10 protein-coding genes are annotated in these 14411 nt (G+C 44.9%); 3 read left to right on the top strand and 7 right to left on the bottom strand.

Going from position 1 to position 14411, the window contains the following annotated elements:
• Positions 1–133: 133 nt before the first annotated feature.
• Entirely contained in the window at positions 134–1018 is an 885-nt protein-coding gene (locus AC5O63_RS01035; RefSeq protein ID WP_494503569.1) for an AraC family transcriptional regulator, read from the top strand.
• Positions 1019–1402: 384 nt separating this feature from the next.
• Positions 1403–4555 (top strand): chitinase C-terminal domain-containing protein, encoded by a 3153-nt coding sequence (locus AC5O63_RS01030; RefSeq protein WP_494503568.1) that lies wholly within the window; start codon positions 1403–1405, stop codon positions 4553–4555.
• 69 nt (positions 4556–4624) lie between these two features.
• Here AC5O63_RS01030 and glgC read toward each other — a convergent pair whose 3' ends face one another.
• The 5 genes from glgC to fruB form a co-directional block, all read right to left on the bottom strand.
• Entirely contained in the window at positions 4625–5839 is a 1215-nt protein-coding gene (glgC, locus tag AC5O63_RS01025) for a glucose-1-phosphate adenylyltransferase (RefSeq protein WP_494503567.1), read from the bottom strand.
• Positions 5840–5991: 152 nt separating this feature from the next.
• Positions 5992–7893, bottom strand: coding sequence for a sensor domain-containing diguanylate cyclase (locus AC5O63_RS01020; protein ID WP_494503566.1), 1902 nt, complete (start codon positions 7891–7893; stop codon positions 5992–5994).
• Between the two features lie 234 nt (positions 7894–8127).
• Positions 8128–9864, bottom strand: coding sequence for a PTS fructose transporter subunit IIBC (fruA, locus tag AC5O63_RS01015; protein ID WP_494503565.1), 1737 nt, complete (start codon positions 9862–9864; stop codon positions 8128–8130).
• Between the two features lie 19 nt (positions 9865–9883).
• On the bottom strand, positions 9884–10858 hold the full coding sequence (gene pfkB / locus AC5O63_RS01010) for a 1-phosphofructokinase (RefSeq protein WP_494503564.1): 975 nt from the start codon (positions 10856–10858) through the stop codon (positions 9884–9886).
• An 11-nt stretch (positions 10859–10869) separates the two neighbouring features.
• A complete protein-coding gene (fruB, locus tag AC5O63_RS01005) occupies positions 10870–12003 on the bottom strand; it encodes a fused PTS fructose transporter subunit IIA/HPr protein (protein WP_494503563.1) in 1134 nt (377 codons plus the stop codon).
• A gap of 307 nt (positions 12004–12310) precedes the next feature.
• On the opposite strand from fruB, the gene cra reads away from it, so the two are divergent.
• The gene (gene cra / locus AC5O63_RS01000) at positions 12311–13288 is read left to right on the top strand and encodes a catabolite repressor/activator (RefSeq protein ID WP_494503562.1); all 978 of its coding nucleotides are present in this window, start codon (positions 12311–12313) and stop codon (positions 13286–13288) included.
• Between the two features lie 51 nt (positions 13289–13339).
• Here cra and AC5O63_RS00995 read toward each other — a convergent pair whose 3' ends face one another.
• Together AC5O63_RS00995 and AC5O63_RS00990 are read right to left on the bottom strand one after the other, a co-directional pair.
• Entirely contained in the window at positions 13340–13858 is a 519-nt protein-coding gene (locus AC5O63_RS00995) for a hypothetical protein (RefSeq protein ID WP_171325129.1), read from the bottom strand.
• A 97-nt stretch (positions 13859–13955) separates the two neighbouring features.
• Entirely contained in the window at positions 13956–14330 is a 375-nt protein-coding gene (locus tag AC5O63_RS00990) for a YgiW/YdeI family stress tolerance OB fold protein (protein WP_494503561.1), read from the bottom strand.
• Positions 14331–14411: the final 81 nt, after the last annotated feature.

The following is a 14411-nucleotide window of genomic DNA, read 5'->3' as shown; positions in this document are numbered from 1 at the left end:
GCCTCTTGCTTCCAATTATGGATTGTAATCTTTATTGCTAATATGCATATTAGTAGTGGAGTGTGGCTTGATAAAGGCCAATTACTCCAAATATTATGCCTATTTCTCCAAAGTTAATTTTAGCGGAGCAAAAATGTCACTCGCAGAACTTATGCAGCAATACGTCGATATGAAAGGTTTCGATCAACTCGAAGGCATTGCTAAAACAGAAATCGAAGGGCTCTACTTTTATCGAAGTAGTCAAGGAAACACGCGTCGGCCTTTTGTCTATCAATCTGGCGTTATTGTGCTTGGACAAGGTAAAAAGAACATCTACCTTGGTAATCAACCTGTTCAATATGGACCCGATGACTATCTCGTTGTCGGCGTTCCAATGCCTTTAGAGTGTGAAGCAATCGCTGTTGATGGAGAACCCTTGCTAGGTTTAAGTATCGATATCGACCCACAAGTCCTGCACCGGCTCGTAAACAAGCTGGAAACCATGAACTGTTACAAGCCTTGTGCTGATGGCAGTGTGCGCTCCGGTCTTAAATCTGTGGCTATGGATGACGATATGCTCGGTGTCTGTAAAAGGCTGATGAAAGCACTCTGTAATCCGATTGAACTAACGGTGTTAGGCGATAGTTTGATGGAGGAGTTAGCGTTTAGAGCCTTAATGAGCAAAGAAGGCCATGTGTTATTCGATCTTGCTCGCCATGAGGGGCATTACGCACGAGTGGCAAAAGCGCTTGATTACCTCCATCAGAACTATACAGCTTCCGTAACAGTGCAAGATCTTGCTGAACAAGCAAATATGAGTGTTTCTGCGTTTCACCAAGCCTTTAGGAGTGTCACCTTAGCATCACCAATCCAGTACATTAAAAAGGTGCGATTGGATAAAGCGCGGGAGCTGATACAGTTAGAGGGGGTTAAAGTTGGAGAAGCCGCTCGTTTAGTGGGATACAACAGTACTTCTCAGTTCTCTAGGGAGTTTAAACGCCACTTCAATGAAACCCCGAAAGCCAAACTTGTTAGCTAACTGTAAAAAGAGGAAATCAGGTTTTACAAATTTACAGTGTTTTTTAACTCAAGTTTGAGTAATATTATAAAAACAAAGCGAATTATTCTCGTTTCCCTATAGGAGATCTAGTCAATCTTCTGTGATAAGCCCCTTTTTCAGTGATGATGAAGGGGCTTATTTTTTTATCAATAACCAAGTAAAACTAGTTATTGATGCAAATTAAGTGTCAGCTTGTTGCATATATTGAGCTGTAAATTGCGAGTCATTTTATAGTCTGACCAAACAATACGTGTCATTTTGGCATTCTTATCTAGGGTTATTTTACGCGAAAATTTAAGTGTTCAATCTTATTGATAAACATAGAAATTAAAGCGTTTAAACAATAACTTAAGGATAAATGAAATGCATAAATCAACGTCAGGAACGGCTAGAAGAGTATTTACCCTTAGTACTCTTAGCGCGTCATGTTTAATGGCATTTAACAGTTACGCCGCAGTTGACTGCAGCCCTCTCGGAGCTTGGGATTCATCGACCATTTATAACACTGGTGATCAAGTTCAACACTTGGGCGAGGGTTATCAGGCTAATTATTGGACGCAAGGAAATAACCCAACCCAAACGTCTGGCGAGTGGGGTCACTGGAAACATTTAGGAGCGTGTGATGCTACTGGAGGAAATGAGCCTCCAACGGTGTCAGTGACGTCTCCTCTTGCCTCTGATGCAATCACTCAAGGTGACGCTGTCACTATTTCTGCAAGAGCGTCAGATGTAGATGGAACGGTTACCAAGGTGGAGTTTTCTGTTGATGGTGTTGTGGTAGGTCAAGCGACACAAGCTCCTTATAGTGTGGCTTGGACCGCTACCGTTGGCAGTCATCAAATCGGTGCAGTTTCTTATGATGATGCAGGCGCTCAGAGTACAGTCAGTAGCGTGACAATAAATGTCGTCTCTGCAAATCCTGATAACATTGCCCCAACAGTCGATGTTGCGTTATCTACCAACTCGGTAGATGTAGGAAGTGCAGTGACGCTTACTGCGAATGCCGCGGATGCGGATGGGTCAGTTGATAAAGTAGACTTTTATGTTGGTGGTAGTTTGGTTGGTACTGCCGCTACTGCGCCTTACACTTTGAATTACACAACGGTGCAAGCTGGCAGTCTTGCGGTGTATGCCGTTGCAACAGACAATCTAGGGGCGAATACTAATTCGACGCCTGTTACTCTCGTCGTTAACGGTGTACCACCGGTTGCTAATTGTCGTCCAGACGGTTTATATCAGACACAAGGCGTGAATGTTCCTTACTGTACCGTCTACGATGGCGAAGGTCGTGAGCAGATGGGAGCGGATCACCCGCGTCGCGTGATCGGATATTTCACTAGTTGGCGTGCGGGTGATGACCCACAAGCCTCATACCTCGTCAAAGATATTCCGTGGGAACAACTGACTCATATTAATTATGCCTTTGTTGGTATTGGTTCTGACGGGAAAGTGAACTTAGGTGATGTCAACGATCCAAACAATGCAGCAACCAGTAAAGAATGGCCAGGGGTAGATATTGACCCAACACTGGGTTTTAAAGGGCACTTTGGTGCGTTAGCGACTTATAAACAGCGCTATGGTGTTAAGACGCTGATCTCTATTGGTGGCTGGGCTGAAACCGGTGGTCACTTTGATGCCAATGGTAATCGTGTTGCTGATGGTGGTTTCTACACCATGACAACCAATGCCGACGGATCAATTAACCATGCAGGTATAGAAAAATTTGCCGCTTCAGCCGTTGAAATGATGCGTACCTATAAGTTCGATGGTCTGGATATTGACTACGAATATCCGACGTCAATGGCAGGTGCAGGAAACCCTTATGATAAAGCCTTTATGGAGCCGCGACGCCCGTATTTGTGGGCTTCTTACCAAGAGTTAATGAAAGTTCTACGTGAAAAGCTCGACGCAGCTTCAGCGCAAGACGGTATTCATTACATGTTAACTATCGCGGCGCCATCATCTGGCTATCTATTGCGAGGCATGGAAACCTTTGATGTCACTAAATACCTCGATTACGTTAACATCATGTCCTACGACCTACATGGAGCATGGAATGATCATGTAGGACACAATGCCGCGTTGTTCGATACGGGAGAAGACTCAGAGTTAGCGCAGTGGAATGTCTATGGTACGGCCGCCTATGGTGGTATTGGCTACCTGAACACCGACTGGGCTTACCACTATTTCCGCGGTTCGATGCCAGCAGGCCGTATCAACATTGGTGTTCCTTACTACACTCGTGGTTGGCAAGATGTGACAGGTGGGACTAATGGTCTTTGGGGCCGCGCAGCCTTACCAAATCAAGCTCAATGCCCGGAAGGAACAGGGGAAGGCGAGAAGAACAATTGTGGTAACGGTGCGATGGGCATCGATAACATGTGGCACGATAAAGATCCTCAAGGCAATGAAATGGGGGCGGGCTCAGGCCCAATGTGGCATGCGAAAAACCTAGAGAAGGGGATATGGGGTACATACAGCGCTGCTTATGGCTTAGATCCTGTCAATGATCCGAGTGATCAATTGGTTGGCACCTATACAAGACATTATGACAGCGTTGCGGTTGCACCTTGGTTATGGAACGCACAAAAGAATGTTTTCCTCTCCACTGAAGATGAAGCTTCGGTCTCTGTTAAGGCGGACTACGTTATCAACAAAGAGATCGGTGGGATTATGTTCTGGGAGCTAGCAGGGGACTACAACTGTTATCTGCTTGAGAATGGACAGCGTACCTCTGTCGACTTGACTGAGCAAGCCTGTGCAAATGGAACTGGTGAGTACCATATGGGTAACAGCATGACGAAAGCTATCTACGATAAGTTTAGGTCTGCGACGCCATATGGCAATAAGGTTTCAACGGGCGCAATACCTACCGAGGCTGTTGATATAACAGTGACGATCGGCGGTTTTAAAGTGGGTGATCAAAACTACCCAATCAACCCTAAAGTTACCTTCACGAACAATACAGGGCAAGCCATTCCTGGTGGTACTGAGTTCCAATTCGATATCCCAGTCTCGGCGCCAGATAATGCTAAAGATCAATCTGGTGGCGGGTTAAAAGTCATCGCGTCTGGCCACACAAGAGCGAACAACATTGGTGGTCTTGATGGACCAATGCACAGAGTTGCGTTTAGTCTGCCAAGCTGGAAAGAACTACCTGTCGGTGGGACGTACGAGCTTGATATGGTCTACTACCTACCTATCTCTGGGCCTGCGAATTACACTGTAAATCTGAGCGGAGTAGATTACGCATTTAAGTTTGAGCAACCAGACTTACCGCTAGCGGATTTGTCTAATGGCGGAAACAATGGCGGAAACAACGGTGGTAATAACGGTGGTAATAACGGAGGCAATTCCGGCACAGTGTCAGCGTGGGAGCCAGGCGTTACTCAAGCAGTCAATGGAGATACCTATTCATACAATGGTAAGTGTTTCGTTGCCAAGAATAACCCGGGAACATGGGAATCACCGACTCAGTCAAACTGGTTTTGGGATGAGGTCACTTGCCCTCAGTAAGTGAATCTAGTTTAGTACAAGGCCCTGGCATTCCGCCAAGGCCTTTTTTATCGGGTGAACCCATACTGACTAAAATTTGTAGCTTTCAGGCACCACGACGATACCGTTCTCAGAAATGTGGAATCGTTTGGCATCTTCAATGGCATTTAATCCAATTGAAGTATAGGCAGGAATTGAAACATGTTTATCAATGATGCAGTTGACCAACTTACATCCTTCACTGACTTCAACATCATCAAATAAAATACTGTCCACAATGGTGGCACTGTCGTTGATACGAACATTGGAAGAAATCACCGAGTGTTGCACGGAACCACCGGAATTAATCACGCCATTGGCGATAATCGAGTTGATAAATATCCCTTCATTACCCGTTGCTGAGGAGACGGTTCGTGCGGGGGGCAGCTGCGGCTCATAAGTACGAACTCCCCAGTTAGGTTGGTACAGATTCATCGGTGGAATCGGCTCTAGCAAGTCCATGTTCGCCTGATAAAATGAATCGATTGTTCCTACATCACGCCAATAGCAGTCTCGTGCAACACGGCCACGATCGGAGCAAAAGTTGTAAGCGTAAACGCATTGCTCATCGATTAAGCGAGGAATGATGTCATTACCAAAATCATGCGAAGAGAAGTCATTATCAGCATCTTCTCTGAGCACCCTCTGAAGTGTTTCCATCTCAAATATGTAGATACCCATAGAAGCTAAACTACGATCGGGCTTGTTAGGCATGGATTGTGGATCTGCGGGTTTCTCGGAGAAGGTCTCTACTAAGCCTTGGTCGTTAACAGAAAGAACACCGAATGCCGATGCATCTTTTTTCGCGACATCCATTGACGCAATGGTCAGCTTTGCGCCATTTTCAATATGATCTTTCAGCATTTCAGCATAGTCCATGCGATAGATGTGATCACCGGATAAAACTATAACGTGCTTAGCGTCACTTCGCTCTAATAACCACAGATTATGGTAGATTGCATCAGCGGTGCCTTCATACCATTTACCTTTACCACGCATCTGAGGTGGGACGACCGAAATAAACTCGCCCAACTCAGGATTAAACAATGACCATCCATCTCGCAGGTGCTTTTGCAATGAGTGAGATTTGTATTGCGTAAGCACCAATATCTTACGAAGCCCAGAGTGGAGGCAATTGGTTAAGGTAAAGTCAATGATTCGGTATTTTCCTCCGAAAGGCACAGCAGGTTTAGCGCGGTCATCCGTAAGAGGACTTAAACGTGAGCCCATTCCCCCAGCTAAGATAACGGTAAGGGTATCTTGCATGATTCTATCTCCATATAGCGCAACAAACGACATATGAAGGTTAGTTCAAGATCTGCGCCAACTAGGAAACAGCGTACCAATAAGGGGTGTTGCAAACGTCTGCACCATAAATGTGTGAACTTGGTGCATATAAAATGACCATTGCACCAAAATTATGCAATTGAATGTGTTTCGCTGACAGAAAGGACAGAGACTTGATTGCGGCCAAGAGATTTTGACTCATAGAGAGCAATGTCTGCACGTTTATAGGTCTCTTCAGGTTTAGCTGAAATTTCGGTTGCACCAGCACTCACCGTAATGTTTAGCTCGCTTTCTATATTGATTGCCGTTCTGACGCGATTGAGTACCATTTCGGCTTCTCGTAAGTCGGTATGCGGCATAATGATAGCGAACTCTTCACCACCAATTCGTGCAATAACGTCGGTTTCTCTTAAGTGGTGTGATAAGCAACCCGCGACATCTTTAATGACATCATCGCCGCGATCGTGGCCGAATTTGTCATTGATGCGTTTGAAGTGATCAATATCTATCAAGGCTAATGTGGCAGGTTCATTATTTGAGTAACGTTTTGCACGCATTGCTTGATTTTGCATCTCTTTATCGAACTTGCGGCGATTCCAAAGTGATGTCATAGGGTCTTTTTCACTCAGTTCTCTTAGACGGTCTTCTAGCTCTTTTCGATGAGATATATCGACAAAAGAGGCAACATAGAACTGAATGACACCAAAACGGTCTTTAACCGTCTGTATACGCAGGATTTCCGTGATTAATGACCCATCGCGACGTTTATTGACCACTTCGCCTTCCCATAATCCCTTTTCTTCAAGAATCTTCCACATATTCATATAGAATTCTTGCAGGTGCTTTCCTGAGGCGAATAACGAAGGCGGTCGACCTTTTACATCTTCTAACGTATAGCCACTAATTCTTGTGAACTCGCTATTCACTTGGATGATTCTGTTGTTACGGTCGGTAATAACTACGGCTGACATGCCGTTCATCGCGGCGCGAGCAATCTTGCTATCTAAGCTATTTTTCTCGTGGTTATGATTCCATGTCACAAACGTGAATGTGAGCAAAAATAAAATAATCAAGATAAAAGCCGCTTGGATATAAAGATCATGGCGAGCGTCATCAGTGAATGCATGAGCTTCATCAAGTGAGGTTTTGATAAAAAAGATTAACTCGTCAACGTGTTCTACGTCATTGAGTTCAGCTGTAGTGTAAGAAATCCAATAATCACGTTCTTTAACTGTGCTGAATTTATCAAACTGCAACGAACGCCATAGCTGAGGAAACTGCTGTGAAATGTTGGAGTCTCGGTGAGCGTCTAGCAAGTTGCCGAGTATCTTTTCACCATTGGTCGACATCAAGTAATAGCCGTCACCTGTCGCTACTATAGGTAAATTGAGCTGATTACGCTTGTAAGCCAGACCATAATACAAACGAGCGAGGTCAAGATTTGCGACAAAATATCCTTTACGTTCACCATTGAGCGTAATCGGGTAAATGACTCGATAAGCAGGTTGATGAGGGGTTACCAGATTGCCATTTTCGACTTCAAGGTCAATACCAAAATTACCCGTATCATGATCACCTAGTGTTTTGGCAAAAGCGAAGTAATCTCGGTCGCCTTTGAATTGTAAACGTTCAGGTTCGACAATTTCTATAAATCGCTCACCGCTATTTATCCGAACAACCTCCATACCGTCTTGGTCTATAAAGCGTAATTGGGAGTAATAGCCTTGTGTTCGAGCAATGAGCAACCAAAACTCTTCTAAAGCATCCAGGTTTTCACGGGTTGGGTTTAGGATCGCTTGGTTTAATACACCATTGTTTGATAGGTAACGAAGCGATGTTGAGATCTTTTGCAGAGATGTTTGCAACTCCACTTTTGAATACTCAAGTTTATTGCGATTGAGCTGTTCGACATATTGCTCGGTTTGTTGATCGACAAGTGAAAGCTGAGTGTAAAAGTAGAGGAAGGGGACAAACGACAGCGCACAAAAAACAGCGATAAATTGGAAGACGATTTTGGAACCACGTTTGCGCATTTAACTATTCTAATTATTAAGTTAATCAGTAAAGGTCACATCATACTACGATATCATTACACTTACTGTGAGCGTGGTTGAATATTAATTGCGTATGTATGTGGTTATCGAAATAAATGAGGTTTTGTACACCTTACCAATGAGTTGTGTTGATGAACTAGAATTGCTCGGAATAAAAAAGCACCTCTAACACGAGGTGCTTTTGCCATCTATCGGGGGAGTGGCAAGAAACGTTTAAGCAGTTGCAGTTTCTTGCTTTGCTTCTGCTTTGTTTTTTAGGAATGCGTAAGTGAAACCTGTTACCGCCGTTCCTGCTGCAATAGCAACCAAATACATCAGCACTGGGGTGATTGCGTTAGGAATCAGTAGTACGAACAGTCCACCATGTGGTGCCATTAATTTTGCACCAAACAGCATAGATAGAGCACCTGTTAGTGCGCCACCTGCCATACATGCAGGAATTACACGCATCGGGTCTTTCGCAGCGAATGGAATTGCACCTTCAGAGATAAAGCACAAACCTAGCACGAATGACGCTTTACCCGCTTCACGCTCACCTTGTTCAAACTTATTCTTAGCAATAAAGGTTGCGAGACCCATACCAAGCGCTGGAACCATACCTGCTGCCATAATAGCGGCCATTGGCGCGTAAGTTTGCGAAGCAAGTAGGCCAACACCGAATGCGTAAGCGGCTTTGTTTACTGGTCCACCTAAGTCGAAGCACATCATTGCGCCCAGGATAATACCCAGTAATACCGCACTGTCAGAGCCCATGTTGTTGAGGAAGTCAGTTAGACCATTCATGATGCCAGAAACAGGGCCGCCTACGATGTAAATCATCACAAGACCCGTGAACAAGGTTGCCACGAATGGGATGATCAGAATTGGTTTAAGCGCTTCCATCGATTGTGGCAGTGATACCTTATCGGCAAGGAACTTAGCTGCGTAACCTGCGATGAAACCTGCGGCGATACCACCAAGGAAGCCCGCACCCGTAGAGCTTGCAATCATACCGCCAACAAGCCCCGGTGCTAGACCAGGACGGTCAGCAATAGAGAATGCGATGTAACCTGCAAGAACAGGAATCATTAGAGCAAACGCCGATCCGCCACCAATGGTCATCAATGCAGCAGCGAGTGTGCCTTCTTCTTTAAACGCTTCGATACCAAATACGAAGGATAGGGCGATGATCAAACCACCGGCAACCACGACGGGAAGCATGTGAGATACACCCGTCATAAGATGTTTGTATGCGCCTTTCTTCTCTTCTGATGCCGGAGAGTTGTTAGAAGAGCCTGAGTGTTGGTAGACGGAGGCTTGTTCGAACGCCTTATCCATCTCTTCAGCCGTTTTCTTAAGAGCCGGACCAGTTTTGGTGCGGTACATCTTCTTGCCGTTGAATCGGTCAAGTGGCACTTCGATATCAGCAGCAATGATGACCAAATCTGCATCCGCGATTTCTTGGTCGGTCAGTTGGTTTTTAGCACCTACTGAACCACGCGTTTCCACTTTAATTTGGTAGCCGCGGCGTTTACCTTCTTCTTCAAGTGCTTCAGCTGCCATGAACGTATGGGCTACACCAGTAGGACATGCTGTAATAGCTACAATCTTCTTAGCTGCTGTTGTATTTTTTGCTGGCGCTGAGACTGTGGTTGCTTGCTCTAGAATGGCTGCGTTTTCAACGGCAGTTTGTAAGAACGCCGATGTATCTTTCGCTACTGTACTGATATCAGCTTGGTAGACTTTTTTACCTACAAAACGAGAAGTATCGACCGGAGTGTTAGCCGCAATGATAACGACTTCTGCTTGTTGAATGTCCGAATCAGCAAGCCGTGTTGATTCAATCACGCTGGATTGGCACTCAATTTTCGCATTCCATCCTAGTTTAGCGGCGGCTTGTTCTAGTAGACCTGCCGCAATGATGCTGTTTGCAACACCACTCGGACAAGCTGTAATAATGGCAATATTCATACTGATAACCTTCTGTTCCTTAGTTGTTGTCTAAGTTCGTATTAGGGTAGAGCTCGCTTACTTGTGTTTGGAGCTTGATGTTATCCAGTTCTTCCTGACTGGTAATTCCAACGCCAACCTGGCTTACTGCGAGGGCAGAGAGAGCGGTGGCGAAGCGTAATAAATCTTCTTTGGGCATGAGTTGCATGTGACCCCAACACAATCCCGCGACAAGCGTATCGCCGGCACCAACTGTGCTGATCACTTTCATACGTGGTGGCTTGGCATGTAACCATTGACCTTGGTTAAGCCACATCACGCCGTCAGCACCCATTGAAACGACAATATTGGCGATGCCTTTGTTGCTTAGCGTTTGTGCCGCAGCTTGGCACTGCTCTGGTGTTGATAGATGATCACCGATAAGATCACTGAGTTCCTCATCATTGGGTTTGATCAGCCAAGGTTGAGCCTCAATGCCAGCGCGCAATGCCTTTTTGCTGCTATCAAATAAGACCTTCTTACCTTGCTGATGCAGTTTTTCGATCCAAGCAGCGCATTGCTCAGGGCTAACACCGCCCGGTAGGCTGCCGGCGAGTACGAAGTAGTCGTGAGTTTCCGCTAGCCTAAATAGGGTTTGCTCAAAGCGATCAATTTCTTCTTTCGTTACGTGAACGCCAGGGAAGTTAATGTCGCTAACTTGACCATCGGCTTCGACGAGTTTGACATTAATGCGAGTAGCACCTTGCACCTCTACAAACTCATTGTTGACTTGGATATCGTCAAAGAGCTGATGGAAAAGCTCTGGGTTATCTTTCCCAAGAAAACCAGTGACTGTGACCTCAGCACCAAGATCACTAAGGACCTTGGCAACGTTTACTCCTTTGCCCGCGGCATGTAGGTTGCTTTTTTCTACTAGGCTTACTGAGCCAACTGAAAGCGAGTTTAATGAGCCTGTGAGGTCAAGAGCCGGATTTAGCGTGATGGTAACGACTTTATTTGTTTTCAATGCAGACATAACCACGCTCCTTATCCTTCACCTAGACCAGAAGCAATGGCTTTACCAATCGATTCTAATGCTTGTGCTGCATCTGGACCTTCTGCAGAGAACTGAAGCTGGTGGCCGTGTTTGACACCGAGCGCAATCACTTTCATCAGGCTCTTCGCATTAACAGTTTTCCCGTCGCCATCGAGATTCGCAACGCGAATGTTTGATTCGAACTTTTTCGCTTCTGCAACGAGCATTGCACCCGGACGAGCGTGTAGGCCGTGTGCATTTTTAATCTTGAAAATGGCGTTGTTACCTGTTTCATCGGCGTCAGTTGTAACTTCTTCGCCTTTCAATAGCGCTAGTATTTGCTCAGCGGAAGCATCCAGAAACTTGTTGTGTTCGTTGTTAAACACAAGCGTTGAAATCGTCTTGAGAATAGGCTGATGAGCGTTGTTACAAGCGGCGAAAGCGACGAGTGCACGAACTTTCTCACCTTCAAGCTCACAATCATTGGCAGTAGATACAAAAGAAACACCTGTACGGGTTACTTGCTTATCGCTACCTACAAGCCAGAGACCCTGCCCAAGGTGTGTGGGTGTTTTCGTCACGAGATCAGCAACGAATTCTGCGCCAGCACAACCTGTGTTTTTAAGAAGGCCACCCGCAACCGCGCTCATTTGCACCATGTCGCTTGCGGGGAACTTCAATTGAATATGTGTAGCATCGAAGTCTGCTTCTAATTGAACATCGCCGTTGAGTAGGGCAATGATATCCTGTTCGCTTTTAGCACTACGTAAACGTTCTTCAACGCCATCAGCAGACAAAACTTTTGTTAGTTGTTTAAGGATGCCCAAGTGCTCATCGGATTTAGCCGCGATACCAATGGCGACAAACACTTTGTTGCCATCTCCCCACTCAACACCGTTAGGGAAATGATGAACGGAAACTCCAGTCGTTTTGACCATATTACGTGTGTCGGTCGTACCATGTGGGATCGCAATACCATTTCCTAAGAAGGTTGAGTTTTGTTTCTCACGGTTTAGCATGCCTTCAACATAACCTTGCTCAACAAGGCCTTTCTCCGTTAGAGCCTGCGCAATGTTCTTGATCGCTTCAAACTTATCGGTCGCTTTTTGGGAAAGGGTGATGTCACTTTTCACTAACTTAAGCATGGTGCTTCTCCAGCCTTAAGGGATTTAAACTTTTAATCGAGTCTTCATTTACAATGTCTTTTTGCTTAACTGAATCGATTCAGCAAAAAGATTAAAAATATTGGTTCAGCGTTATCAGGTCTAACTTGTTGATAAAAGGCCATTACTTAAAACAGCCACTAAAGCAAATTAGGTGATTTCACTCACTTTATAGACATTGCTGAATCCTTTCAGCTTTTATACTGAATCGTTTCAGCATATAATTCAACTCATCGTAAGATCATTTATAAAGTATTATGATCCGGCGCACAGAACAAAGGTTGTGGATATGACACTAGATGAGATAGCAAAGCTTGCTGGGGTTTCAAAGACGACGGCGAGCTATGTGATCAATGGTAAAGCTCAAAAGTACAGAATTAGCGAGAAAACGCAGAGAAAAGTGATGGACGTGGTGAATGAACACAATTACCGACCTGATCTCGCTGCAAGCACCTTAAGAGCAGGGCAGAGCCGCTCATTTGGACTCATTATTCCAGATCTAGAAAACACCAGTTACGCAAGGTTAGCCAAACTGCTTGAACAGAATTCACGTTCGGCAGGGTATCAGATCCTAATCGCGTGCTCTGACGATGAACCAGAAACAGAAAAAAACGTCGTTCAAGCATTGGTAAGTCGTAAAGTTGATGCGCTGTTTGTCGCTAGCGTGATTCCAGATGCTAGTGAGTTCTACCTGCAACTGAAATCGAAAGGGACGCCAGTGATTGCGCTTGACCGTCCGCTCGACGATGAACACTTCTCTTGTGTAATAAGTGAAGATTTTGGCGGCGCTTTTGAGCTGACTCAGTCGGTAATCAGTGACAATGTAACAAGTATCGGTCTTATTGGGGCATTACCAGAGCTGAATATTTCTCGTGAGCGTGAATTAGGGTTTGTTTCCGCGGCGAAACAGCAAAATGTGGCCTGTGTTGTTGGCTATGGCGAACACTTTAATCGCAAAGATGGTAAACAAGTGCTTGAAGCGTGGTGCAAAGAAGATAAGGTGCCGGATGCTATTGTCACTACTTCTTATACTTTATTGGAAGGGGTGTTGGATGTACTGTTGGAACGACCGGATTTAGCAAATAAGGTCAAAATTGCGACATTTGGTGATAATCGTTTGTTGGATTTTTTACCAATGAAGGTTAACTCGTTACCTCAGCAGTTCGAACTTATTGCAGATAGTGCGATGGAACTGGCGCTCAATGCGGCTGCGAAACGATATCAAGCAGGTGTTGAGTTAGTACCAAGAAAAATCATTGTTAGATAAAACTAAGCCCTGTTTTAAACAGGGCTTAGTTTTTATGTTTGGCTAGATGGTTTAATATTGGAATCGAACCGACATAGTAACTTGCGGGCCATAAAGGCCGTTATTGCGGGTTTCCGCTGAAAGGGAAAGTTGTTGAGTCGAGTGGAAACGTACGCCAGCATGGAATACAGACGAGTCATCATTGCGGCCGATACGTCCTGTTGCTTCAACTTGATCTGTTAACCAAAGACGGACACCAACGTTTATTTCGGCTTGGGTATCACTTTCGCCGCCTGCTTCTTGCGTGTACTTCACTTGGTGGACAAGTAATTGACCATAGATGTCGGCAAACTGACTGACAGGGCCGTTAAACCCAATACCACCAGCGAGATCGTAGTCTTTATCAAACTGGGTATCTGCGCGGAGAATAAAGTGAGAGTTTTCGGTAAAGAATGTACTAAACTCTGCACCCGTCATTTCAGGTCCAATAGCTGTTCGAACTTCGAAAAAGTTATAGTTAAAATTGTTCGCTTGGGCGCTTGTGCTGATTCCCGCAATTGCTAGAGCACTGGCCAAAATGAGTTTTTTCAAAAGTAGTCTCCGACTAACAACAATAAATTGACTAATAAAAATGGCTTGCAATAAGCAAGCCAAATCATAGCGTAATCAGAGAACTAATTCAGGGGATTTATAGAATCTGAATACGATCAACTTCAATTTCTGGTGTGTTGCCGCCTTCGTATTCACCGAAAAGGCGTACTTTCGTCGTATGATCAATTGGCTGTGCCATATGAATGTCGTCGTCCAGCTCTACTTGAATCTCACCTTTGCCATCAGAGAAGATAAAAGTATCGCCTCTAACTTGTCTTAGAAGGTTACCTTCTACAACAACATTCTTCTCAGTAAACATACTGGTATCTGCTAACAAGGTGTCTACAGTAGTGAGCTCAACAGGGCCACTGTACTGAATTCCAGTCCCTTTTTCATGGTGACCATCTTTTGCTAAAGCAAAGGTAGGAGCTAGGATAAGGGTAGCAGCGGTAGCTAGAATTACTTTTTTCATCATGTTTTCCTTTCTAATGTCAGGCAGTGTTTGTTTGATGGTGCTATTAAAACAGACCCATTTTGAATCCATGCTGAGCGT

The organism is Vibrio sp. SCP2 (genome assembly GCF_059295395.1).
Note: the sequence above shows the minus strand (reverse complement) of the source record. Positions and strands in the feature narration are given on the sequence as shown.

Excerpts from the sequence above, each read along its gene's own strand:
- AC5O63_RS01035 (WP_494503569.1), top strand. The coding sequence starts at position 134 with ATGTCACTCGCAGAACTTATGCAGCAATACGTCGATATGAAAGGTTTC.
- AC5O63_RS01030 (WP_494503568.1), top strand. The coding sequence starts at position 1,403 with ATGCATAAATCAACGTCAGGAACGGCTAGAAGAGTATTTACCCTTAGT.
- glgC (WP_494503567.1), bottom strand. The coding sequence starts at position 5,839 with ATGCAAGATACCCTTACCGTTATCTTAGCTGGGGGAATGGGCTCACGT.
- AC5O63_RS01020 (WP_494503566.1), bottom strand. The coding sequence starts at position 7,893 with ATGCGCAAACGTGGTTCCAAAATCGTCTTCCAATTTATCGCTGTTTTT.
- fruA (WP_494503565.1), bottom strand. The coding sequence starts at position 9,864 with ATGAATATTGCCATTATTACAGCTTGTCCGAGTGGTGTTGCAAACAGC.
- pfkB (WP_494503564.1), bottom strand. The coding sequence starts at position 10,858 with ATGTCTGCATTGAAAACAAATAAAGTCGTTACCATCACGCTAAATCCG.
- fruB (WP_494503563.1), bottom strand. The coding sequence starts at position 12,003 with ATGCTTAAGTTAGTGAAAAGTGACATCACCCTTTCCCAAAAAGCGACC.
- cra (WP_494503562.1), top strand. The coding sequence starts at position 12,311 with ATGACACTAGATGAGATAGCAAAGCTTGCTGGGGTTTCAAAGACGACG.
- AC5O63_RS00990 (WP_494503561.1), bottom strand. The coding sequence starts at position 14,330 with ATGAAAAAAGTAATTCTAGCTACCGCTGCTACCCTTATCCTAGCTCCT.